The sequence below is a fragment of the Curtobacterium luteum genome, assembly GCF_014646995.1.
In the GTDB taxonomy this organism is placed as follows: domain Bacteria; phylum Actinomycetota; class Actinomycetes; order Actinomycetales; family Microbacteriaceae; genus Curtobacterium; species Curtobacterium luteum.
This window is the reverse complement of record NZ_BMOI01000003.1, coordinates 43842-66673: the sequence shown is the minus strand read 5'-3', so window position 1 is coordinate 66673 and position 22832 is coordinate 43842. Positions and strand designations below refer to the sequence as shown.

The window sequence follows — 22832 nt, the reverse complement described above, 5'->3', positions numbered from 1 at the left end:
CGGCCGACCGTAGCGTGGTCGAGCGTCGTTCCCCGCACGGCGCCGACCCTGACCCGCGCGCGACCAGAAGGAGGCTCGGAGCCGATGGCGACCCTGTCCGAGATCCTCATCCTCAACGGTGCCCTCCCGATCGAGCACCTCGACTCGATGACGGGCGACGAAGTCGTCGACGACCGGTCCATCCGGGCGCTCGTCGACCAGGGCATCGTGAGCGAGGCGCAGTACATCACCGCCCGGGCCGCCTCGAACAACTCCCGCACCGTGCCGCTGACCGACTACCCGGTCGACGGCACCGCGGTGTCCATGCTCCCCGCCGCTCTGTGCCGGCGCCACGGGGTGCTCGGCGTCGGCTTCGAAGGGGAGATCCTCGTGCTGGCGATGGTCAACCCGACGAACGTCCTCGCGATCGACGACGCACGCACCGCCTCCGGACGGAGCGTCAAGCCCCTGCAGGTCGAGGAGCGCGACCTCGCAGCCGCGCTCGGCCGCTACCTGCGCGCCGACGACGAGCTGAACGACCTGACCTCCTCCCTCGAGGAGGAAGCCTCCGCCCAGGCGCAGCAGCAGGCCGACCTGACCGACGGGTCGCTCGACGACGTCCCGATCGTGCGCTTCGTCAACCTCCTGGTCTCCCAGGCGATCCAGGACCACGCCTCCGACATCCACATCGAGCCCGGCGAGCACGAGGTCCGGGTCCGGTACCGCATCGACGGCGTGCTGCACGAGATGGCCCCGGCGCCGAAGAACATCCAGAACGGCGTCATCAGCCGCCTGAAGATCATGAGCGACATCGACATCGCCGAGCGACGCAAGCCGCAGGACGGCCGGATGTCGGTGCGGCACGGCGGTCGGCAGATCGACCTCCGCGTCGCCACGCTGCCGACCGTGTGGGGCGAGAAGGTCGTCATGCGGATCCTCGACAACACGAACACGTCGATGTCCCTGAAGGACCTCAACCTCCTCGAGCGGAACTTCCAGGCGTACCAGCGGTCCTACTCGAAGCCGTACGGCATGATCCTCGTCACGGGGCCGACCGGTTCGGGCAAGTCGACGACCCTCTACACGACCCTCAACGCCGTGGCACGCCCCGAGATCAACGTCATCACCGTCGAGGACCCGGTCGAGTACCGGATGGCCGGGATCAACCAGGTGCAGGTCAACCCCAAGGCGGGCCTCACGTTCGCCTCGGCGCTCCGCTCGATCCTCCGTTCCGACCCCGACGTGGTGCTGCTCGGCGAGATCCGCGACCACGAGACGGCGCAGATCGCGATCGAGGCCTCGCTGACCGGTCACCTCGTGCTCTCGACGCTGCACACCAACGATGCGCCGTCGGCCGTGACCCGCCTCACCGAGATGGACATCGAGCCGTTCCTCGTCGGGTCCGCGCTCGACTCCGTGGTCGCCCAGCGACTCGCCCGTCGGCTCTGCGACCGCTGCAAGGCGCCCGCGTTCTACGAGGCCGAGCAGCTGCACGCCCTCGGGTTCCTGCCCTCGGCGGACGCTCCGGTCCCGGAGTTCTCCGCGCCGATCGGGTGCGCCGTCTGCTCGAACACCGGCTACCGCGGCCGCATCGCCCTGCACGAGGTCATGACCGTGACCGAGGACATCGAACGCCTCGCCGTCGCCCGGGCCTCGAGCGCCGAGATCAGCCGGGTCGCGCAGGAGCAGGGCATGCTCACCCTCCGCCAGGACGGGTGGGAGAAGGTCAAGCTCGGCCTGACGAGCGTCGACGAGATCCTGCGCGTGGTCGCGTAGCCCCGGGAGCACACCGATGACCGATTCCGTGTACGACATCACCCCCGCCGACGACGCGGTGGACGGCTGGCACCCCGGCGACCCCGGCAACGAGGTCGGGGGAGGCCGTCGCGCCGCCCGCCTCGCCGCGGCCGCCGCCGCTGCGTCCCAGCCGACGTCACCGGTCGTCGGTGGTCCGGTCACGCAGCCGCCAGCAGCGTCGCCGGTCTACGACCTGTCCGACGAAGCCGCTTGGGCAGCGCCCGCCTCGGTCGCGCCCGCGCCCGCAGCGGCACCGACCTGGCCCGCGCCGACCGGTGACCCCGTCGCCGTCCCGGTGGCGCAGCCGCACGCCGCGCCCGCGACGCCGCCCGCAGCCGTCCCGCCGTCGACCGCGTCCTACGGGTACGCAGAGCAGCCGACCCAGCAGCTGCCGATCGTGTCCGGCGGGGTCCCCACGGGCCTCCCGGCCGGCGCCGCCGTCGGCGGTCGCGAGGAGATCAACTTCACCCGACACGCGCGCGAGGTCGCCGACCCCGACCTCGTCACCGCGCTCGCGCAGGTCGTCTACCAGGGCGCGTCCGACCTGCACGTCACCGCCGATGCACCGCCCACGGTGCGCGTCGACGGGTCGCTCCGACCCGCCGTGCCGGGAGGCCCGTGGTCGCGTGCCAAGGTCATCGCAGCACTCAAGACCATGCTCTCGCCCGAACAGGCCGGCCAGTTCGACCACGAGCAGGAACTCGACTTCGCGTACTCGCTCTCGCCCGAGTTCCGCTTCCGCGTGAACTTCTACCAGCAGCGCGGCAACTGGGGCGCCGCGTTCCGCATCATCCCGACCAAGATCAAGACCCTCAAGCAGCTCGGCATCCCCGAGTACGTCGGTGAGTTCGCGGCACTGCCGCGCGGACTCGTCCTCGTGACCGGCCCCACCGGCTCCGGCAAGTCGACCACCCTCGCCGCCCTCATCGACCTCGTCAACGAGACCCGGGCCGACCACATCGTGACGGTCGAGGACCCGATCGAGTTCATGCACGACCACAAGAAGGCGATCATCAACCAGCGCGAGGTCGGCGCCGACACGCACTCCTTCGCCGCCGCGCTGAAGCACGTGCTCCGGCAGGACCCCGACGTCATCCTCATCGGCGAGCTCCGCGACCTCGAGACGATCTCCGTCGCCCTCACCGCCGCCGAGACCGGACACCTCGTCTTCGCCACCCTGCACACGCAGAGCGCACCGGGCACCATCGACCGCGTCATCGACGTCTTCCCGCCGCACCAGCAGGGGCAGATCCGGACGCAGCTCGCCTCCACCCTCGAGGGCGTCGTCTGCCAGACCCTCGTGCCGAAGGCGAACGGCGCCGGTCGTGTCGTCGCGACCGAGATCATGAAGACCACGCCGGCGATCGGGAACCTCATCCGCGAGGGCAAGACCTACCAGATCACCTCCGCCATGCAGGCCGGCCGTGACGCCGGCATGCACACCATGGACCAGGACCTCGCCGAACTCGTCAACGTCGGCACGATCACCCGCCGTGCGGCGATGGAGAAGGTCCACGACCACGACGGCTTCGACCGGCTCGTCCAACGCGTCGAGTCCCCGTCCGACTCCTCCGCCGCCGCGATCGCCGCGTCGGAGATCGACTTCGGCGACAAGTACTCGGGAGGCCACTGATGTCGCTCGCCTTCGACTACCGCGGCCGAGACGGCAGCGGCAAGCTCGTCAAGGGACGGCTCGACGCCGCATCCGAGGGCGCCGTCGTCCAGCGCCTGCGCGGCATGGGCGTCTCGCCGATTGCCATCACCGAGGCCAAGCCCGGGACCGGCCTGCAGACCGAGATCAAGATCCCCGGGTTCGAGAAGGGCGTGGGGCTCAAGGACCTCGCGATCATGTCCCGTCAGGCCTCGACCATGCTGACCTCCGGGCTCTCCCTGCTCCGGGCGCTGACGATCCTCGCCGACCAGACCGAGAACAAGAAGCTCAAGGACATCCTCGGCAAGGTCCGGGACGACGTCGAACGCGGTGTCTCGTTCTCCGACGCGGTCGCGAAGTACCCGGTGGACTTCCCGCCGATCATGATCAACATGATCCGGGCGGGGGAGACGGGCGGGTTCCTCGACCAGGCGATGGACTCGGTGGCGACGAACTTCGAGAAGGAGCACAAGCTCCGGTCGACGATCAAGTCGGCGATGACGTACCCGGTGGTGGTGCTCGTCATGTCGCTGGCAGCCGTCGTGATCATGCTCGTGTTCATCGTGCCGATCTTCCAGGACATGTTCGCGTCGCTCGGGGGGCAGCTGCCGTTGCCGACGCAGATCCTGGTGGGGCTCTCGCACGCGATGGTCTACGTCGGTCCGGCACTCGCGGTCGCCGTCATCGTGGGGTGGGTCTGGTGGCGCGCGAACAAGAACACCGACCGGGTCCGCGCCGCTGTCGATCCGTTGAAGCTGCGACTCCCGGTGTTCGGGCAGCTCAACCGCAAGATCGTGATGGCTCGGTTCGCCCGGAACCTGTCGAACATGATCGGCGCCGGCGTCCCGATCCTCGAGGCATTGCAGATCGCCGGGCAGGTGTCGAACAACTTTGTTGTGCAACGGTCATTGCAGCGCATTTCCGAGGGGGTCCGGAAAGGTGAATCGATCGCTTCCGGGCTCGAACGGGAAACGGTGTTCCCGGCAATGGTCGCGCAAATGATCGCAGTGGGTGAGGACGCGGGTTCCATGGAAGTGATGCTCGAACGCATCGCCGTGTTCTACGACAATGAGGTCCAGGCATCCACGGAAGCATTGACCTCGCTCATCGAGCCACTGCTGATCGGTTTCCTCGGTGTCGTGGTCGGCGGCATGATCATCGCGCTCTACATGCCGATCTTCCAGATCTCGTCGCTCGTCAAGTAGCGCCCGACGATGCCCACCCTCGCTCGGGGGGTGGGCATCGCCGTCGCCACCCCCGGTACTGGGGGCATTTCGGTACGCGGATCACCCCCGTTCTCGGGATTATGCGCAGAAACAGCGGTGAATACGCTCGTCAGCGGCGGCAGAGCAAGCCCCGAACCACATTCCCATTCACATTCCCAACGAACGGAATCACCATGTACTTCGCTCTCATGGGCAAGCTGAACGCTCGCCGCAAGGGTCTCCTCGAGGAGAACGAGAAGGGCTTCACGCTCATCGAGCTCCTGGTCGTCGTGATCATCATCGGTATCCTCGCTGCGATCGCCATCCCGGTGTACCTGGGCATCACGAACAGCGCGAAGGACAGTTCCGCGAAGTCGGACATCACGAACTTCAAGACCGCCGTCATCAGCATCCAGTCGACCAACGGGTCCTTCCCGACCGCTGGAACCTACTCGAACGGGACCGGTGGGACGCCGCTGACGGCGGCGCTGAAGAGCGCCGGCGCGAGCCAGGGCGCGGACACCACCACCATCACCTACACGACGGGCGGTACCGCGACGGCTCCGACGTTCAAGGTGGTCGGCCGCAGCTCGACCGGCAAGGACTTCTGCACGTCCGACACGTCCGGTGTGGTCGACGGCGCCAGCTGCTGACCTGATCCCGACCAACGGGCCGCGACCCACGTCGCGGCCCGTTGGCGCAACAACCCCCGTCCGCTGCGAACGAGAAGGACCGAGCATGCTGCTGCGCATCGTCGACCGCCTCCGCGCGGCGCGGGAGTCCGAGGAGGGCTTCACGATCATCGAGGTGATGGTCGCGATGACGATCTTCGCGATGATCGCCGCAGGCGTCGCCGCGGGCATCGTGTCGACGCTGTACCTCACGCAGGACAACCGATCGCGCGAGGCCGCTCTGAACCTCGCGAACCAGGCGATCGACCTCGCCCGCAGCACCAAGGACGTCTTCACCCTCGACGACGACACGTCGAGCCAGAACGTCGGGAACCAGTCGTTCACGATCAAGCAGACGACGAACTGGATCAACTCCGACGGCACGGACACGCCGAACTCCTGCGGCGCCGGGTCCGGTGTCCTCGCCTACAAGCGTGTCTCCGTCACCGTGTCGTGGACCAGTGGGACGTCGCCACGGCAGAAGAGCGTCGTCCTGGACACGCTGATCTCCCCGTCCTCGGCGGTCTCGAGCGCCAACGCCTCGACGATCGTGATCGGGGTCCGCACCGCGAACGGCGGCCCGAACTCCGGCGTCGCCGTGACCATCACACCGGTGTCGGGCGGCGCGAGCAGCCTCGCGAACCCCCCTGCGGCGACCGACTCGAACGGCTGCAGCTACGCGGTCGGCGTCACGCCCGGCACCTACCGGGTCACCATCTCGAAGGCCGGGAACGTCGACCCCCTCGGCGCCACAGCCCCGTACTACTCGGTGGCCACCGTCGCCGGCGGTGTGGGCAACAGGACGTTCCTCTACGGCCAGGCGATCACGGCGACCTTCGGCTCCCCGCTCAACCTCAAGGACGGCGTCACGGCGAAGCTCCCGGCGAGCCTGCCGGTCTCGTACGAGTACAACGGCATCGTCAACACCTTCCAGACGACCACGGCGACGGTCTTCCCGTACCAGTGGAACGTGATCGCCGGCGGTCTCACGTCGACCTGCACGGATGTCGACCCGACCAACTGGCCGACGTCGAACAAGCTCGCGACGTCCCCGAACATCTTCAACGCGTCGGACGGCACGACCCCGGGCTTCCTCCCGACGACGACGCTGACGGCGACGGCGCGGGCCCCGATGGGGATCATCGACGTCAAGATGGGCGGCATCGACACCGTCCTGGCCGCGACCGTGAAGAACACCAGCGCAGTGGCCGGCGGTGACCCCGGCTGCTCCCCGTCCACGACCTACTACTTCACCGGCATGACGCCGTCGAAGGCGACGACCATCGCGCTGCCGTTCGGCACGTGGACCCTCCGCGGGACCACCGCGATCGGCGGCCTGCTGAGCAGTGACTCGCAGAACGTCAAGGCGAACCCCGACGCGTCCAACCAGGTCGTCTCGACGAGCGGCAACACGGTGACGCTCGACCCCCGATCGGTGCCGACCTCGTGATCGTCCGTACTCAGCGATCGCTCGCACGGTTCCGGGCCGGCGAGGACGGCCTGACACTCGTCGAGCTCCTCGTGGCGATGAGCCTGTCGTTGCTCGTGCTCACGATCGCGGGCTCGTTCCTCATCTCCTCGCAGAAGGCGTCCGTGACCGCGCGCTCGGTCAGCCAGAACACCCGGTCAGCGTCGGTCGCGATGAACGAGATCGGTCGCGTGCTCCGGGCCGCGACGGACAACCCGGTGCCCACCGGCGACGACCCGCAGTACGCGTTCCAGTACGCGAGCCCGACGTCGATCCGCTTCTTCGCCTACGTCAACCTCGACTCGACGCTGTCGCAGCCCGTCGAGGTGCAGCTCACCCTCGATCCGACGACGAAGCGCATCACCGAGACGAAGTGGTCCGGGACGGCCGTCGCGGGCAACTCCTCCTACTACGCCTTCCCCCTCTCGAACGCGGCGACGCTCTCGAACACACCGACCTCGACGCGCGTGCTCGCGACGTCGGTGGTGAGCACGTCCCTCTTCACGTTCGCGGACGCGTCGGGTGCTGCGCTCCCGGCGACGGTCGGCGCGGTCGACATCCCGAACATCCGGTCGGTCGGGGTCTCGGTCACCGTCGGGTCGAGCGCGACCGACAAGAACGCCGTCACGCTCGCGAACACCGCGAGCCTGCCGAACATCGTGATGGGAGCGTCATCGTGATCCGTCTGCTCCGTACCCGCCTGCTCGCGATCCGTGCACACGACGACGAGCGCGGCATCGCCCTCGTTGCGGTCATCGGGATCGGCACCGTCGTGATGCTGCTCGTGGCGACGATGGTCGCGGTCGCGACGTCCGGCAGCCGCGTCACCTCGACCGACCGCGACTGGAACCGTGCGATCGCCGCGGCCTACGCGGGAGTCGCCGACTACCAGTCCCGGCTCAACGCGGACAACACGTACGGGAACTACGGGCAGAAGGACGCACCGTTCAGTGCCGCATCGACCAGCACGTTCACGAAGGGCACCGGCAACAACCCGGCCTTCAACTACCAGTCTGGTCAGCCATGGGTATCGGTCCCGACCGGGGACGGGTCGGCGAGTGGTGCCTCGTTCCGCTACGCCGTGGACAACAGCAAGCTCTCCTCGCAGGGCGTGATCCGTCTCCAGTCGACGGGCCGTTCCGGGAACACGACCCGGACCGTGGTCGCGAACGTCCGGCCCGACGGGTTCTCCAACTACCTCTACTTCACCAACTACGAGTCCGGCGACCCGACCGTGACGAACGAGAAGGCCGTCTCGGGCGGGACGGCGCCGTGCACGAGCGACTACCGACCGGTCGCGACGAGCGGGACCTGCGACCAGATCCAGTTCGGTTCCGGTGACGTCCTCGCCGGCCCGGTCCGGTCGAACGACCAGATCAAGGTCTGCGGCGCGCAGTTCCTCGGCACGGTGCAGAGCGTCTACGGCATCACGAGCAGCGGGTGCACGGTCGGGCGGTACGCCTCGAACCCGACGACCTCGTCAACCCTGACGCCGCCGGCGACGATCGGTGACCTGCGGGACTTCACCCGCACGGACCTCGCGTCGACGACGAACACGGTGGAGGGTCCGGGCTGCCTCTACACCGGCCCGACGAAGATCGTCTTCAACGGGGACGGCACCATGACCGTCCGATCGCCGATGACGATCGTCACCCAGGTCACCGGAGCGACGGCGACCGCGGGTGCCCAGGTCACGGGGCCGCAGGGGTCCCAGACCTCTGATGCGACGAACAAGTGCGGTGACCCGACGAAGCTCCGGAGCGCCACCGGAGCCGTCGTGCCCGTCCCGAAGAACAACATCGTCTACGTGCAGAACGAACCCGCCGCCCGCGCCGGGAACGTGCAGGACCCGAACTACTGGAACGGGAACGCTGCGCTCAAGAACACCGCGACGGCGTGCACCGCGGTCGGCCCGCCGTCCGGCAGCGCCTCGACCCTCAAGCAGAACGGCGTGGGGTACCCGTTCATCGGGTCGTCCAAGAGCACCTCGGAAGCGGACCCGACCGCCGGGAGCGGCGTGACGGTCTCGGCTCCGTACGGCTGTGACCGGGGCGACGTCTTCGTCGAGGGCGTCGTCGACAAGGCCGTCACCGTCGCGGCGGAGAACTACCTCTACGTCACCGGCGACGTCACCTACCCGGCGACGCGATCGCCCTCGACCGTCCTCGGGCTCATCGGCCAGCGAGCGGTCTGGGTCTGGAACCCCATCACGTCCACCGGCAGCACGATCCTCCCCTCGGACCGTGAGATCGATGCCGCGATCCTCTCGAACACGGGCACCTTCGTGGTGCAGAACTGGACGAAGGGGTCGACCGCCGGACGCGGTGTGCTGACCGTCAGCGGCTCCATCGCCCAGAACTTCCGCGGCGCCGTCGGGCTGTCCTCCGGTCAGGGCTACAAGAAGTCGTACCGGTTCGACTCGAGTCTGGCGACCTACACCCCGCCGAAGTTCCCCCAGCCGACCGTCACCACGTACCGCGTCGCGACGCAGGTCGAGTCCAAGACGGCGTACGACGCGAACGGGGCGCCCCTCCCGTGACCGGTGTCCTCCCGTCGCTCGCGGCGCTGGTCGCCGCGTTCGGCGCCGCCGTCGGGCTCGCGATCGGTTCCTTCCTCAACGTCGTCGTCCACCGGGTCCCGGCCGGGCGTTCAGTGATCGCACCTGCGTCCGCGTGCCCGGGCTGCGAGCGTCCGATCCGCGGCCGGGACAACGTCCCCGTGTTCTCGTGGCTCGCACTGCGCGGGCGGTGCCGCGACTGTGCGATGCCCATCTCGGCGCGGTACCCCCTCGTCGAAGCGATGACCGCCGTCCTCTTCGTGCTCGTCACGGCCCGGTTCCTCCCCGGAGCGGGTTCGACGGTGGGGGAGACGGCGGGTGCGGTCCTGCTCCTCGTCGCGCTGCTGTTCGTGATGGCCTGCAGCGTGGCACTCGCGCTCATCGACCTCGACACGCACACCCTCCCCAACCGGATCGTGCTCCCGATGTACCCCGTGGTGGCCCTTGCGCTCACGGCCGCCAGCGCGTGTTCGGGCGACTGGACAGCCCTCGGCCGGGGCGCTCTCGGCATGGCCGTCCTCGGTGGCGCGTACCTCGCGTTGGCGATCGCGGTGCCCCGGGGTATGGGCCTCGGCGACGTCAAGCTCGCGGGTGTGCTCGGTCTCCTGCTCGCGTACCTCGGATGGGGACCCCTCGCTGTGGGTGCTTTCGGTGCCTTCGTGCTCGGAGGTACCTTCGGCATCGTCCTCCTGCTGGTCCGGCGGGCCGGTCGATCGACCGGTATCCCCTTCGGGCCCTGGATGCTCCTCGGCGCGTGGGTGGGCGCGTTCGTCGGCGTTCCCCTCTGGGACGCCTACCTCCGGCTGCTCGGCATCTGAGCAGCTCCCACCCCGAAGTCACCCGAAGGAACACGACATGGCGAAGAACATCGTCGGCATCGACATCGGCTCGGACGCCATCAGGGCGGTCGAGGTCGCCGACGCCGACAAGCCGCAGCCGATCGTCGTGCGCGTCGCCGAGGTTCCTGTGCCCTTGGACGCCACGAAGCACGGGGAAGTGCTCGAGGCCAACACCGTCGCAGGAGCACTCCGCAGTCTGTGGTCGCTCGGGCGGTTCCGCAGCAAGGACGTGGTCCTGGGCATGGGAAACCAGCGGGTCCTGTCCCGAGACCTGACCGTGCCCCGTGCGCCGCTCGCGCAGATCCGGGAGTCCCTGCCGTTCCAGGTGCAGGACATGTTGCCCGTGCCGGTCGGTGACGCCATCCTCGACTTCTACCCGACCTCGGAGGGCATCGGCGAGGGTGGGCCGGTGGTGCACGGCCTGCTCGTCGCAGCGATCAAGGACGCGGTCCTCGCCAACGTGCGTGCCGCGGAACTCGCCGGCCTCAACCCGGTCGGCGTCGACCTCATCCCCTTCGCGCTCACACGGACGCTCGCCCCGCGCGTATCCGGAGCGGGGACCGTGGCGATCGTCGACTGCGGCGGGAACACGACCTCGGTCGTCATCGCCCACGACGGTGTCCCGCGGTTCGTGCGCATCATCCCGACCGGCGGCGACGACGTGACCAAGCAGATCGCCGCGCGCCTCGAGGTGCCGCTCCCGGAGGCCGAGGCCGTCAAGCGGCACTTCGGTCTCGTCGGTCGCACGCAGACGCCGGACGACGTCCGCGCGGTCGCGGTGACGCGCGAGACCGTCGGTGAGCTGATGACGAGCATCCGGAACACCGTGAACTACTACGCGAACACCCGACCGGACGACGCCGTGCGTGGCATCGTCCTGGTCGGCGGGGGAGCTGCCCTGCCCGGGTTCCGGGAGGGCCTCGGCGACGTCGCGGGACTCCCCGTCGCGATCGGTGACCCGTTCGTCTCCGCGCGCCCAGCCCGCGGGGTCTCGCGGGACGTCCTCAGGGAGCGGTCCGCGTCCATCGCGGTCGCCTGGAGCCTCGCCGTCGGAGGTCGAGCAGCATGACCGAGACACTCGAGCCGACGGCCGCCCGCGGCCGGAAGCCGTCCCCGGGACGACGGTCCCCCGCCTCCGGGACGACCCCGAGCGCACCGCGACCCTCCGGGAACGCGCGCGCTGCACTCGCCATCGGGGGCGTGCCGCGCGTCGACCTGCTCCCGTCCGAGGTGCACGTTGCCCGTCGCCAGCGCGCCGTCGTCCGCCGCGTGTGGGCCGGTGTCGTCGTCGTCGCGTGCGGCGTCGGCATCGTCGCCGGCTGGGCGGTGATGGACCGCAGCGCCGCTGAGCAGGACCTCCGCTCGGCGCAGGACGAGACGACGAGCCTCGCCCAGCAGCAGGGGCAGTACCGGGACGTCCGGTCGACGGAGTCCGCGACGACCCTCCTCGAGGCGGCGCAGCAGGTCGGTGGGTCGACCGAGGTGGACTGGGCGAGCACGTTGCGTTCCGTGCAGTCGAAGCTGCCACAGGGCGTGAGCATCACCGGCGTGACGATCGACTCCGCGTCGGTGACCGAGGCGTACGCGCAGTCGGACGACCCGTTGCAGGGTCAGCGCATCGCGACGCTGACGTTCGACGCGAAGAGCGCGACGCTCCCCTCGGTTCCGCAGTGGCTGTCGGGAGTGAGCGGGGTGACCGGCTTCGTCGACGCGAACGCGAATTCGGTGGCACGCGCCGAGGACGGCTCGGGCTACTCGGTCAACATGACGATCCACCTCGACGAGAAGGCGTTCGACGACCGCTACGCCGCGAAGAAGGGCTGACCCATGACGAAGAACCGGCTCAGCCTGTTGCTGGCGTTCGCCGCGATGGCGATCGTCGCCGTCGGGGGCTTCTTCCTCGCGGTGCAGCCGCAGCTCGCGCTCGCGGCCAACGCCCGGGAGCAGACCGCGACGGTGGAGCAGACGAACGCCACGAGCCGCGTGGAGCTCGCCCGTCTGAAGGTCCAGGCCGCGAAGCTGCCCGCGATGCGCGACGAGTTGTCCTCACTGACCCGCTCCGTGCCGGAGTCGGCGTCCGTCTCGTCGTTCATCGACGAGCTCGACGGCATCGCCGCGGCCACTGGGATGCAGGTGTCCGCCTTCACGGCGAGCGACGCCACGGCGTACCAGCCCGCCGCCACGGCCGAGGGTTCCGCGTCGTCCGCCGCCACGCCCGCGCCCGGTGCGGCAGCGACCGCCACCCCGGTACCGTCGGCGACTCCGGCCGAGCCGACTGCTCCGTCGATCGTCACCAACGCCGCGATCACCGGTCAGAACTTCTCCGTCATCCCCGTCACGGTGGCGGTCGACGGGACGTTCGACCAGGCCCTGCGGTTCGTCCAGGGCGTCCAGACCGGCAAGCGCCTGTTCCTGATCACCTCGATCACCTCGGCGCAACAGACGGGCGACGACGGATCGGCAGCGACGACCGCGACCTGGACGTTCGGCGGCTCGATCTACGTGCTCGACCGCAGCGCCGACTCGGGCGCGACGGCGGGCGCCACCGCCGCCAAGAACGGCTGACCCGCCCCTCCCGAGGACCCCCACGGACTGGGGTGTGACGCGCCACGCCACACCCTCTTCCGCCGGGGGTCCTCGTCTGCGTACGATGCTCCCGACGCCGCGTTCGCGGTCGCTCATCCGCCTCTCGGACGGCCCCGCTCGTGGGCTGTTCCTCGTCGTGCCCGGAGTCGCGCGTGTTGTACGGAATCGTGGAGTTCCTCGGCTGGTTCGGAGCGGTAACCGTCTTGGCCGGTTACATCCTGTTCTCGACCGGCAAGCTGCAGAACGGACCCACGTACCAGCTGCTGAACCTCGTCGGCGGTCTCGCGATCGCCGTCAACGTCGGGGCGCACCACGCCATCCCGTCGCTCATCGTGAACGGCGTCTGGGCGATCGTCGCCGTCGTGGTGCTCACGAAGATGCTGCGCGCCCGTCGCGCGGCGAAGCGTGGCGAGCCGGTCGACGCCACGGCCCCGCAGGTCCTCGTCGAACCTCCGACCACGACGGCGGTGCTGCCGGTCGTCGGTCCGGCGCTCCGCGACCACGACGCAGCGCCCGAGAGCGCCACCACCGCCGAGGCCGAGCAGATCCCGGTCGCGCCGGCTCCCATGACCGAGACCGTGCCCGTGATCACCGCGACGATCGCCCTCGCGCTGGTGGCGGCGGCGCAGCAGGAGCACGCCCAGCAGGAACAGCAGCAGCACGCCCAGCAAGAACAACAGCAGCAGCACGGCCGGCAGGAACAGCAGCAGCACCTCACCCGGCAGGAGCAGTAGCAGGCGCACCCCCAGCCGGAACACGCGTCACAGCATGCCGGCCCCGAGCACGCCTGACGCCGACCACTGCGCCGCCGGCCGCCCGAACGCCACGACGACCGTCCGTGCACCCCGGCCCGGCGATACGATCACCCCATGTCCCGATGGCTCGTGGCGACGATGACGTCCGTCCTCTTCATCGCGCTCGTCATCGCGGTGTCCGGCTTCGAGGCGCTCCTCGCGGACGTCGAGCCGATCACCCAACCGGACGCCACCCCGTACCTCGGCCCGGCGATGGTCGTCTCCGCCGCGATCGTGGTGTTCCTCGCCACCGCGACCGGCGTCCGGGAGGGCAACCCCGGCGTCACCGGCCTCGTCGCCGCGGCGACCTCGTACCTGGTGATGCTCGGCGTCGGCGCGGTCGGCTACGCCCTCCTCCGTGGCGACGTCACCGAGCTGCTCGTGTTCCCGGCCGGCTCCGCGCTCGGCCCCTTCGTGGTGGGCACGGTCGTGGTGGCGCTGGTCTGCGTCGTCGGCGGGATCGCGATGATCCGCCACCAGGCACGCACGACCGACCCAGCGGGCGCGCCGGCTCAAACCCGCTCGACCGAGCCCGCCGGCACGACGGGTCACGCCCACACGATCGACGACCGCCACCCGACGGACCGGCCGGGCCCGGGGTCGCCCGCCCCCGGGAACGACGGTGGTCGGCGGTAGGATCGCCGCGTACGACGCACGGCGACCGGGGGCACGATGACCGACCAGGACCACGGCGGCGGCTGGGGAGCCGTCCCGCCCGTCGACGTTATCCGTGGCACGACCGCGGCCACCGCGCGCCCGCCCCGGAAGCGCATGCGCCGCGGTCCCCTCGTGGCGATCGTCGCCGGGGTCGCGGCACTCGTGCTGCTCGTGGTCGGCGGCGGCATCGGCTACGCGAACGGGATGAGCACGCACGCAGCGGACCGCCCGGTGCGGGCCTTCCTCGACGACCTCGCGGCGGGCAGGGCGTCGGCCGCCCTCGCCGCGGCCGGCATCGAGCACGACGCGAGCGACGTCCTGCTCACCGACGCCGCCTACGCGAAGGCGAAGCGCACGGTCACCGGGTACCGCGTCGCAGCGGTCCGAACGAGCGGCGACAGCGCATCCGTCACCGCCTACCTGCGACAGGGCGGCCAGGACGTCTCCGCGGTCTTCGACCTGACCCGCACCGGCACCGACTGGGGGGTGTTCCCGGTCTGGCAGCTGCAACCCCCGCGCCTCGGCACCGTCGACGTGTCGGTCCGCGGTCCGTCCCGCACACCGCTCCGGGTCGCGGGGAAGTCGGTCACGACGTCGAAGGGCGGCACGGCGTCCCTCAGCGCCCTGCCGGGCACTTACGACGTCGCCGTCCGCGGCGGGGAATGGGTCCGGTCCGACTCGGCGTCCGCCACGGTCAGCGGCTTCGGCGGCACGGCGTCGAGTCCGGTCGCGCTCACGGCCTCCCTCACATCGGCGGGCGAGCGCGCCGCGACGAAGGCGGTCGACGCGTGGGTCGACGGCTGCATCGCGTCGCACGACCCGGCTCCGTCGGGTTGCAGCTTCTACGCCTACGGCGAGGACCCGTCGTACACGTACACGAACGAGCGCTGGACGCTCGGCACGCGCCCGGTGGTGTCGGTCGGTGCGTGGTCCTCCGAGGGCTGGCTGGTCACCACCACCACCTACGGCCGGGCGACGTTCTCGGCGGACATCTCCGGGCCGGGCGGCGTGGGCACCGCCACGGCCGGGCCGATGAACGTCAACGCGAGCGGGTACATCACGGGCATCGGCGCCGACGGCGCCACGTTCCGTTCCGCGGTCGCTCCGGTCTCCTCCGAGTCCGGTTCCTGACGGCGCGGCGCACCGGCCTGGAGGCCCGCCCCGCGACCCGACGTCGCCCCGCGACCCCGACGGTGGGCCACGCGACCGGCGGTGCGAGGATCCGCGCAGCGTGCGAGGCGCATGCCCTCGCACGCTGCGCGAAGCCTCGCACGACGCGGGCCCGCCCGCGGGTCCGCCCGCGGCCCCGCCGCCCCCGCGACCACGCGCCGGACGGGTGTTCGCCGTGGGCGGTGCCCACGGGCCTCCAGGGCGACGCGCCCGGATTGATTTCGCGTGGTGGCGCGGGTAGGCTCTACCGGGTGTGCGCCCTCGGGCGCGCCCGAAAAGTCCGGTCGGCCGACGGCCGCAACCGGACCGATCCGTCCCCCACTGATCCCTCCGCCGACAGGCGGTCCTCGGTGTGGGACGAGGAAGCCGGCGGTCCGCGCCGGCCGGAGAGCACGAGCGAAGAACCAGGAGAACAGTTGCCTACCATCCAGCAGCTGGTTCGCAAGGGTCGTACGCCGAAGGTCACCAAGACCAAGGCGCCCGCCCTGAAGGCGAACCCCCAGCAGCGTGGTGTCTGCACCCGCGTCTACACCACCACCCCCAAGAAGCCGAACTCGGCACTGCGCAAGGTCGCTCGTGTCAAGCTCTCGAACGGCACCGAGGTCACGGCCTACATCCCCGGTGAGGGCCACAACCTCCAGGAGCGCTCGATGGTGCTCGTCCGCGGCGGTCGTGTGAAGGACCTGCCCGGTGTCCGCTACAAGATCATCCGCGGTGCGCTCGACACGCAGGCCGTGAAGAACCGTAAGCAGGCGCGTAGCCGCTACGGCGCGAAGAAGGGTTGAGTCAATGCCTCGTAAGGGTCCCGCTCCCAAGCGTCCCGTCGTCGCAGACCCGGTCTACGGCGCGCCGATCGTCTCGCAGCTCGTGAACAAGATCCTGCTGGACGGCAAGAAGGGCCTCGCCGAGCGCATCGTCTACGGTGCACTCGAGGGCGTCTCCGCCAAGAACCAGCAGGACGCCGTCGCGACGCTCAAGAAGGCGCTCGACAACGTCCGTCCGACCCTCGAGGTCCGCAGCCGCCGCGTCGGTGGCTCGACCTACCAGGTCCCGGTCGAGGTCAAGCCGCACCGCGCGAACACCCTCGCGCTCCGCTGGCTGACGTCGTACGCCAAGGCCCGCCGCGAGAAGACGATGACCGAGCGTCTCATGAACGAGATCCTCGACGCGTCGAACGGTCTCGGTGCCGCGGTCAAGCGCCGTGAGGACACGCACAAGATGGCCGAGTCGAACAAGGCCTTCGCCCACTACCGCTGGTAGTCCCGGCACCGTCCCGGGGCGCCGGCGGCCACAAACCCCGGCGCCCCGTGACGGACGCCCATCTCTCCTACAACTCTTCCGGAGGAACCCTGTGGCACAGGACGTGCTCACCGACCTGAACAAGGTCCGCAACATCGGCATCATGGCGCACATCGATGCCGGCAAGACCACGACGACCGAGCGCATCCTGTTCTACACGGGCATCACGCACAAGATCGGTGAGGTCCACGACGGCGCTGCGACGATGGACTGGATGGCGCAGGAGCAGGAGCGCGGCATCACGATCACGTCGGCCGCGACGACCTGCTTCTGGGACAACAACCAGATCAACATCATCGACACCCCGGGTCACGTGGACTTCACGGTCGAGGTGGAGCGCTCGCTCCGCGTCCTCGACGGTGCGGTCGCCGTCTTCGACGGCAAGGAGGGCGTGGAGCCCCAGTCCGAGACCGTGTGGCGTCAGGCGGACAAGTACGACGTCCCGCGCATCTGCTTCGTCAACAAGATGGACAAGCTCGGCGCCGACTTCTACTTCACCGTCGACACGATCGTCAACCGCCTCGGTGCAGAGCCCCTCGTGCTCCAGCTCCCGATCGGCGCCGAGAACGACTTCGTCGGTGTCGTCGACCTCATCGAGATGCACGCCAAGGTCTGGCCGGGCGACGCCAAGGGTGATGTCACCATGGGCGCCCAGTACGAGGTCCAGGAGATCCCCGCGGACCTCCAGGCCCGTGCCGAGGAGTACCGCGCCAAGCTCATCGAGCGTGTCGCCGAGTCCGACGACGCCCTCCTCGAGAAGTTCTTCGACGGCCAGGAGCTCACGAAGGACGAGATCCGCGCGGGCATCCGCAAGCTGACCATCGCCTCCGAGGTCTACCCGGTCCTCTGCGGCTCGGCGTTCAAGAACCGCGGTGTCCAGCCCATGCTCGACGCCGTCATCTCGTACCTCCCGTCGCCGCTCGACGTCCCGCCGATGATCGGCCACGACGTCAAGGACGAGGAGAAGGAGATCATCCGCAAGCCCGACGCCTCCGAGCCGTTCTCGGCCCTGGCGTTCAAGGTCGCGGTGCACCCCTTCTTCGGTCGCCTGACCTACGTCCGCGTCTACTCGGGCTCGATCGAGTCGGGTGCCCAGGTCATCAACTCGACCAAGGGCAAGAAGGAGCGCATCGGGAAGATCTTCCAGATGCACTCCAACAAGGAGAACCCGGTCGACAACGTGACCGCGGGCCACATCTACGCGGTGATCGGCCTCAAGGACACCACCACCGGTGACACGCTCTGCGACCCGAACGACCAGGTCGTCCTCGAGTCGATGACGTTCCCGGAGCCGGTGATCGAGGTCGCCATCGAGCCGAACACGAAGGCCGACCAGGAGAAGCTCTCCACGGCCATCCAGAAGCTCGCGGAAGAGGACCCGACGTTCCGCGTCGAGCTCAACGCCGAGACCGGTCAGACCACGATCAAGGGCATGGGCGAGCTCCACCTCGACATCCTGGTCGACCGCATGAAGCGTGAGTTCAAGGTCGAGGCGTCGGTCGGCAAGCCGCAGGTGGCCTACCGCGAGACCCTGACCAAGCCGGTCGAGCGCTACGACTACACCCACAAGAAGCAGACCGGTGGTTCCGGTCAGTTCGCGAAGGTGCAGATCGCGCTCGAGCCCATGGAGGTCACGGCCGAGAAGGTCTACGAGTTCGAGAACGCCGTCACCGGTGGCCGCGTCCCGCGCGAGTACATCCCGTCGGTCGACGCCGGTATCCAGGACGCCATGCAGGTCGGCATCCTCGCGGGCTACCCGACGGTGGGCGTGAAGGCCATCCTCAAGGACGGTCAGTCGCACGACGTCGACTCGTCCGAGATGGCGTTCAAGATCGCCGGTTCGATGGCCTACAAGGAAGCCGCCCGCAAGGCCGGCCCGGTCATCCTCGAGCCGATCATGGCCGTCGAGGTCCGCACGCCCGAGGAGTACATGGGCGACGTGATCGGTGACCTCAACTCCCGTCGTGGCCAGATCGCCTCGATGGAGGACGCTTCGGGCGTCAAGGTGGTCCGCGCGAGCGTGCCGCTGTCCGAGATGTTCGGCTACGTCGGCGACCTCCGGTCGAAGACCTCTGGTCGCGCCGTCTACTCGATGACCTTCGAGACCTACGCACAGGTCCCGGCCAAGGTCTCCGAGGAGATCGTCGCGAAGAGCAAGGGGGAGTAGCGCTCCAGCGCTGCTCCACAGGCGAGGGCGCCCGGCGACGGGCCCCTCGTCACCAAGTACAGTAAAGACACACACCCTGCAGGCCAACGGTCGTGACCGACCGGGGGCATGCTTTCCGAGTCCTGAGGAGGACCCACAGTGGCCAAGGCCAAGTTCGAGCGCACCAAGCCGCACGTCAACATCGGAACCATCGGTCACGTCGACCACGGCAAGACCACGCTCACGGCGGCGATCACCAAGGTTCTGCACGACCAGTACCCGGACCTCAACGAGGCTCGCGACTTCGCGCAGATCGACAACGCTCCCGAGGAGCGCCAGCGCGGCATCACGATCAACATCTCGCACGTCGAGTACCAGACCGAGAAGCGCCACTACGCGCACGTCGACGCTCCGGGTCACGCCGACTACGTGAAGAACATGATCACGGGTGCGGCGCAGATGGACGGCGCGATCCTCGTGGTCGCCGCCACCGACGGCCCGATGCCCCAGACGCGTGAGCACGTCCTGCTCGCCCGCCAGGTCGGCGTCCCCTACATCGTCGTCGCGCTGAACAAGTCCGACATGGTGGACGACGAGGAGATCCTGGAGCTCGTCGAGCTCGAGGTCCGCGAGCTCCTCGGCTCGCAGGAGTTCGACGAGGACGCCCCCGTCGTGCAGGTCTCCGCTGTCGGCGCCCTCAACGGCGAAGAGAAGTGGGTGAAGTCCGTCCAGGACCTCATGGCCGCCGTCGACGAGAACGTCCCGGACCCGGTGCGCGCCACCGACCAGCCGTTCCTCATGCCGATCGAGGACGTCTTCACGATCACCGGTCGTGGCACCGTCATCACCGGCCGTGTCGAGCGTGGCACGCTGAACGTCAACGAAGAGGTCGAGATCGTCGGCATCCGCCCGACGCAGAAGACCACCGTCACCGGCATCGAGATGTTCCGCAAGCTGCTCGACTCGGCTGAGGCCGGCGACAACGCGGGTCTGCTCCTCCGTGGCCTCAAGCGTGAGGACGTGGAGCGCGGCCAGGTCGTCGTCAAGCCGGGTACGGTCACGCCGCACACGAACTTCGAGGCGAACGCGTACATCCTGACCAAGGACGAGGGTGGGCGTCACAACCCGTTCTACGCGAACTACCGCCCGCAGTTCTACTTCCGCACCACCGACGTCACGGGTGTCATCACCCTGGACGAGGGCACCGAGATGGTCATGCCCGGTGACACCGTGCACATGTCGGTCGAGCTGATCCAGCCGATCGCCATGGAGGAGGGCCTCCGCTTCGCCATCCGTGAGGGTGGTCGTACGGTCGGCGCCGGTACGGTCGAGAAGATCAACAAGTAACTCCGTTCACCTGTTGCAGCGGGGTCGGGCCTTCGGGCCCGGCCCCGCTGTCGTCGTTCCGTCACGGAGCAGCCGCCGTGCCCCGGGCGACCAGCCACCGGACGGGAGGCACGGCTCACCACGTGAGCGGTGCCTCCCGTCCGTCGTGTAGCCGATCCGCAACGTGTCCCCACAAGGTGGGACGACGTGTACCCCACTCGGGGTGCTGTTGCGGTTTGCCGCACTCGATACCGTCGAGTCGCGGGGCCGAACCGGCCCCGTGTGGTGACCCGAACACCCGCCTTCTCCGGCGCAGGAACCTGCCTGCCCGTCGCTGTCGCGCGCTGCTTTCGTGGTGCCGGACGCCGACCCGAAGGCACCCTCGATGCGCGCCACCCTGCTCGCCGCCCGTCCCCGCGCACTCGCGATGCTCGTCGTGACGGCCCTCCTCGCGGGGCTGCTCGCCGTCGTCGCGATCGCGCAGCCCGCGGCCGCGGACTCGTCATCAGCGTGTCGGCGAAGGCTCCGACGTCGGTCCTGAGCGGCGCTCCCGCGACCGTGACGCTCACGGCGAAGAACAGCACGTCGACGTCGGGCGGGACGGCGCTCTACGACCTCGGGTACTCCTACACGATGCCTCCGGGGGTCTCCTACGTCGCCGGCTCCGCGACCGCGGACGGCCAGACGCTGCCCGATCCGGTGCAGTCGTCGCTCGCGAACAACGCCGGGACGTTGCTCGTGTTCTCGAACGTGTCGGACCTGGTCGCGGGTGACCAGAAGTCGATCGCGTTCCGGGTGATGCCGTCGACCTCGACGCTCCCGGTCGGCACGTCCTTCACGGGCACGGCACAGGTGGCCGGGAGTGGCGACGCGCGCATGGTCCCGACGTTCGACGGCACGGGGAAGCCGGCGACCAACACCACGAACTCCGCCGCGGCGACGTCGAACGCGACCGCAGTCTCCGCGATCACGGTGTCGAAGGCCGAGGCGAGCCCCGAACACGAGCGGGTCCGTGGTGTCCACACGCACCCGACCGTCTACACGCTCACCGTGCAGAACACCGCGACGGCACCGAGCAACACCGTGACCGTCACCGACTACCTGCCGGCCGGACTTGAGTTCCTGCAGTGCGGCGGCGTCGACAACACCACGACCGGACCGGAGTACCCGGGTGCCCCGGACCTGAAGGCTGCGACGTCCGCGAACGCGACCGGCCCTGGTCAGCGTCGACGACGGCGGTGCGGCGACGTGCACGGACGGTCGAACGGTCGCCTGCACGCTGACCGAGGCGCTGCCGGTCGACTCGGCAGTCGCGTTCCAGATCACGGTGCGGGTCGCGGACGACGCACCGGACCGGATCACGAACACCGCGAGCGTCTCGACCCCCACGCTGCAGTCCGAGTCCTCCGCACAGACCCTCCGACCGGGTGACCCGACGCGGGTGAGCGACCCGGCGGCCGTCAGCGGCCAGCCGCGTGGCGACCTGGCCTTCACGGGAGCGGCCGGACTCGGGCTCGGGGCGCTGATCGCGCTGCTCGCGCTGGCAGCGGGCGCATTCCTGCTGGTCCTGCGGCGTCGCCGACGCGCGTAGCCGGCACCGGGACGGACGGGAGGCACGGATCACCGCGATCCGTGCCTCCCGTCCGTCACAGGGTCGGGTGGGCATGCTCGGAGGAGTGACCCGTCTCCGACGCTCAGCGACCGGCGGTCGCGGCTACCACCGCGTCCGCGCCGGCCGCGGCTTCTCGTACCGCGATCCCGACGGCGCGACCGTGACGGACCCGGAGCTGCGCCAGCGTTTCGACGACCTCGTCATCCCGCCGGCGTGGACCGAGGTCTGGATCTCCCCCTACGACAACGGCCACATCCTCGCGACCGGGATCGACGGCGCGGGACGACGGCAGTACATGTACCACCCGGGCTGGCGCGAACGGATGGACCGGATCAAGTACGACCGGGCACTCGCCCTCGCCGAGTCCCTGCCGACGGCCCGACGGATGGTGACGCAGGACCTCAGACGTCCGGAACCGGACCGGCAGCGGGCGCTCGCCGCGGCCTTCCGGATGCTCGACCAGGGGTCGCTCCGCGTCGGCTCCGAGCGCTACGCCACGGAGCACGGCAGCCGCGGCCTCTCGACCCTGCTCTGCGCACACGCCCACGTCTCGGGCGACGACATCGAGCTCGACTTCCCCGGCAAGAGCGGGCAGGAGTGGTCGTCCTCGATCCACGACCCCGACCTCGCGACCGTCATCGCGGGCATGAAGCGCCGCGGTCCGAACGCCCGCCTGCTCTCGTTCCGCGAACGGCGCGGGGCCGAGTGGGAGCCGCTGTCGGCCGAGGACATCAACGCCTACGTCAAGGAGCGGGCCGGCGACGAGTTCACCGCGAAGGACTTCCGCACGCTGCACGGCACGGTCGCCGCGGCTGTGGACCTCGCGAAGACCGGGCCGCAGTCGAGCCAGGCGAAGCGGAAGAAGGCGGTGTCGCACGCGGTGAAGGCCGCGAGCGAGGAGCTCGGGAACACCCCGACCGTGTGCCGGCAGAGCTACATCGACCCGCGCCTGCTCGACGCGTACGACCACGGCGAGACCATCGACCCGGCGCGGTTGCACGCGGCCGAGTCCGAGGTGCGTGCACTGCTCTACCGGCAGTGACCTCGGAGTCCGCCGGATGACGTACCGTTGACC

The 22832-nt window shown here is 69.5% G+C and carries 22 protein-coding genes; all 22 read left to right on the top strand.

The annotated features are described in order from the left end of the window. Nucleotides 1-84 precede the first annotated feature (84 nt). Nucleotides 85-1755, top strand: a complete 1671-nt coding sequence (locus IEY20_RS05015; protein ID WP_188888944.1) for a GspE/PulE family protein — start codon at nt 85-87, stop codon at nt 1753-1755. A 16-nt stretch (nt 1756-1771) separates the two neighbouring features. Continuing rightward, nucleotides 1772-3409: a type IV pilus twitching motility protein PilT gene (locus tag IEY20_RS05010; protein WP_175328293.1), complete on the top strand. Its 1638-nt coding sequence runs from the start codon at nt 1772-1774 to the stop codon at nt 3407-3409. After that, nucleotides 3409-4632 carry a type II secretion system F family protein gene (locus IEY20_RS05005; protein WP_175328292.1) on the top strand — a complete coding sequence of 408 codons (1224 nt, stop codon included), beginning with the start codon at nt 3409-3411 and terminating at the stop codon, nt 4630-4632. The genes IEY20_RS05010 and IEY20_RS05005 overlap by 1 nt, the downstream gene beginning before the upstream one ends. A 194-nt stretch (nt 4633-4826) precedes the next feature. After that, nucleotides 4827-5285 carry a type II secretion system protein gene (locus IEY20_RS17345; protein WP_022902673.1) on the top strand — a complete coding sequence of 153 codons (459 nt, stop codon included), beginning with the start codon at nt 4827-4829 and terminating at the stop codon, nt 5283-5285. Nucleotides 5286-5370: 85 nt separating this feature from the next. After that, the gene (locus IEY20_RS04995; protein ID WP_175328291.1) at nt 5371-6753 is read left to right on the top strand and encodes a prepilin-type N-terminal cleavage/methylation domain-containing protein; all 1383 of its coding nucleotides are present in this window, start codon (nt 5371-5373) and stop codon (nt 6751-6753) included. Beyond that, nucleotides 6750-7451 carry a prepilin-type N-terminal cleavage/methylation domain-containing protein gene (locus IEY20_RS04990; RefSeq protein ID WP_175328290.1) on the top strand — a complete coding sequence of 234 codons (702 nt, stop codon included), beginning with the start codon at nt 6750-6752 and terminating at the stop codon, nt 7449-7451. Before IEY20_RS04995 ends, IEY20_RS04990 begins: the two co-directional genes overlap by 4 nt. Beyond that, on the top strand, nt 7448-9310 hold the full coding sequence (locus tag IEY20_RS04985; RefSeq protein ID WP_175328289.1) for a hypothetical protein: 1863 nt from the start codon (nt 7448-7450) through the stop codon (nt 9308-9310). Before IEY20_RS04990 ends, IEY20_RS04985 begins: the two co-directional genes overlap by 4 nt. After that, nucleotides 9307-10146, top strand: a complete 840-nt coding sequence (locus tag IEY20_RS04980; protein WP_229727878.1) for a prepilin peptidase — start codon at nt 9307-9309, stop codon at nt 10144-10146. Before IEY20_RS04985 ends, IEY20_RS04980 begins: the two co-directional genes overlap by 4 nt. Before the next feature lie 37 nt (nt 10147-10183). Next, the gene (gene pilM, locus IEY20_RS04975) at nt 10184-11236 is read left to right on the top strand and encodes a type IV pilus assembly protein PilM (RefSeq protein WP_175328288.1); all 1053 of its coding nucleotides are present in this window, start codon (nt 10184-10186) and stop codon (nt 11234-11236) included. Then, complete coding sequence (locus IEY20_RS04970; RefSeq protein WP_022902680.1) at nt 11233-11991, top strand: hypothetical protein; 759 nt, start codon at nt 11233-11235, stop codon at nt 11989-11991. The genes pilM and IEY20_RS04970 overlap by 4 nt, the downstream gene beginning before the upstream one ends. Nucleotides 11992-11994: 3 nt before the next feature. After that, a complete protein-coding gene (locus IEY20_RS04965; protein WP_175328287.1) occupies nt 11995-12732 on the top strand; it encodes a hypothetical protein in 738 nt (245 codons plus the stop codon). Between the two features lie 140 nt (nt 12733-12872). Further along, the gene (locus tag IEY20_RS04960) at nt 12873-13487 is read left to right on the top strand and encodes a CBU_0592 family membrane protein (RefSeq protein ID WP_443651758.1); all 615 of its coding nucleotides are present in this window, start codon (nt 12873-12875) and stop codon (nt 13485-13487) included. Nucleotides 13488-13622: 135 nt separating this feature from the next. After that, nucleotides 13623-14183, top strand: coding sequence for a DUF6121 family protein (locus tag IEY20_RS04955; RefSeq protein ID WP_175328285.1), 561 nt, complete (start codon nt 13623-13625; stop codon nt 14181-14183). Nucleotides 14184-14219: 36 nt separating this feature from the next. Beyond that, nucleotides 14220-15335 carry a hypothetical protein gene (locus IEY20_RS04950; RefSeq protein WP_022903295.1) on the top strand — a complete coding sequence of 372 codons (1116 nt, stop codon included), beginning with the start codon at nt 14220-14222 and terminating at the stop codon, nt 15333-15335. Nucleotides 15336-15790: 455 nt separating this feature from the next. Continuing rightward, complete coding sequence (gene rpsL, locus IEY20_RS04945) at nt 15791-16159, top strand: 30S ribosomal protein S12 (RefSeq protein WP_175328284.1); 369 nt, start codon at nt 15791-15793, stop codon at nt 16157-16159. A 4-nt stretch (nt 16160-16163) separates the two neighbouring features. Then, a complete protein-coding gene (gene rpsG, locus IEY20_RS04940) occupies nt 16164-16634 on the top strand; it encodes a 30S ribosomal protein S7 (RefSeq protein WP_022903294.1) in 471 nt (156 codons plus the stop codon). Between the two features lie 91 nt (nt 16635-16725). Then, a complete protein-coding gene (fusA, locus tag IEY20_RS04935; protein ID WP_022903293.1) occupies nt 16726-18840 on the top strand; it encodes an elongation factor G in 2115 nt (704 codons plus the stop codon). A gap of 138 nt (nt 18841-18978) precedes the next feature. After that, on the top strand, nt 18979-20166 hold the full coding sequence (gene tuf / locus IEY20_RS04930) for an elongation factor Tu (protein ID WP_022903292.1): 1188 nt from the start codon (nt 18979-18981) through the stop codon (nt 20164-20166). A 364-nt stretch (nt 20167-20530) separates the two neighbouring features. Next, nucleotides 20531-20686 (top strand): hypothetical protein, encoded by a 156-nt coding sequence (locus IEY20_RS04925; protein ID WP_175328283.1) that lies wholly within the window; start codon nt 20531-20533, stop codon nt 20684-20686. Next, entirely contained in the window at nt 20656-21576 is a 921-nt protein-coding gene (locus tag IEY20_RS04920) for a DUF11 domain-containing protein (RefSeq protein WP_022903290.1), read from the top strand. The genes IEY20_RS04925 and IEY20_RS04920 overlap by 31 nt, the downstream gene beginning before the upstream one ends. Nucleotides 21577-21586: 10 nt before the next feature. Then, nucleotides 21587-21736 carry a hypothetical protein gene (locus IEY20_RS04915; protein WP_022903289.1) on the top strand — a complete coding sequence of 50 codons (150 nt, stop codon included), beginning with the start codon at nt 21587-21589 and terminating at the stop codon, nt 21734-21736. A gap of 85 nt (nt 21737-21821) precedes the next feature. Beyond that, nucleotides 21822-22799 (top strand): DNA topoisomerase IB, encoded by a 978-nt coding sequence (locus IEY20_RS04910; protein ID WP_175328282.1) that lies wholly within the window; start codon nt 21822-21824, stop codon nt 22797-22799. Nucleotides 22800-22832: the final 33 nt, after the last annotated feature.

Excerpts from the sequence above, each read along its gene's own strand:
- IEY20_RS17345 (WP_022902673.1), top strand. The coding sequence starts at position 4,827 with ATGTACTTCGCTCTCATGGGCAAGCTGAACGCTCGCCGCAAGGGTCTC.
- IEY20_RS04965 (WP_175328287.1), top strand. The coding sequence starts at position 11,995 with ATGACGAAGAACCGGCTCAGCCTGTTGCTGGCGTTCGCCGCGATGGCG.
- IEY20_RS05010 (WP_175328293.1), top strand. The coding sequence starts at position 1,772 with ATGACCGATTCCGTGTACGACATCACCCCCGCCGACGACGCGGTGGAC.
- pilM (WP_175328288.1), top strand. The coding sequence starts at position 10,184 with ATGGCGAAGAACATCGTCGGCATCGACATCGGCTCGGACGCCATCAGG.
- IEY20_RS04955 (WP_175328285.1), top strand. The coding sequence starts at position 13,623 with ATGTCCCGATGGCTCGTGGCGACGATGACGTCCGTCCTCTTCATCGCG.
- IEY20_RS05015 (WP_188888944.1), top strand. The coding sequence starts at position 85 with ATGGCGACCCTGTCCGAGATCCTCATCCTCAACGGTGCCCTCCCGATC.
- IEY20_RS04995 (WP_175328291.1), top strand. The coding sequence starts at position 5,371 with ATGCTGCTGCGCATCGTCGACCGCCTCCGCGCGGCGCGGGAGTCCGAG.
- rpsG (WP_022903294.1), top strand. The coding sequence starts at position 16,164 with ATGCCTCGTAAGGGTCCCGCTCCCAAGCGTCCCGTCGTCGCAGACCCG.
- IEY20_RS04925 (WP_175328283.1), top strand. The coding sequence starts at position 20,531 with ATGCGCGCCACCCTGCTCGCCGCCCGTCCCCGCGCACTCGCGATGCTC.
- IEY20_RS05005 (WP_175328292.1), top strand. The coding sequence starts at position 3,409 with ATGTCGCTCGCCTTCGACTACCGCGGCCGAGACGGCAGCGGCAAGCTC.
- IEY20_RS04970 (WP_022902680.1), top strand. The coding sequence starts at position 11,233 with ATGACCGAGACACTCGAGCCGACGGCCGCCCGCGGCCGGAAGCCGTCC.
- IEY20_RS04950 (WP_022903295.1), top strand. The coding sequence starts at position 14,220 with ATGACCGACCAGGACCACGGCGGCGGCTGGGGAGCCGTCCCGCCCGTC.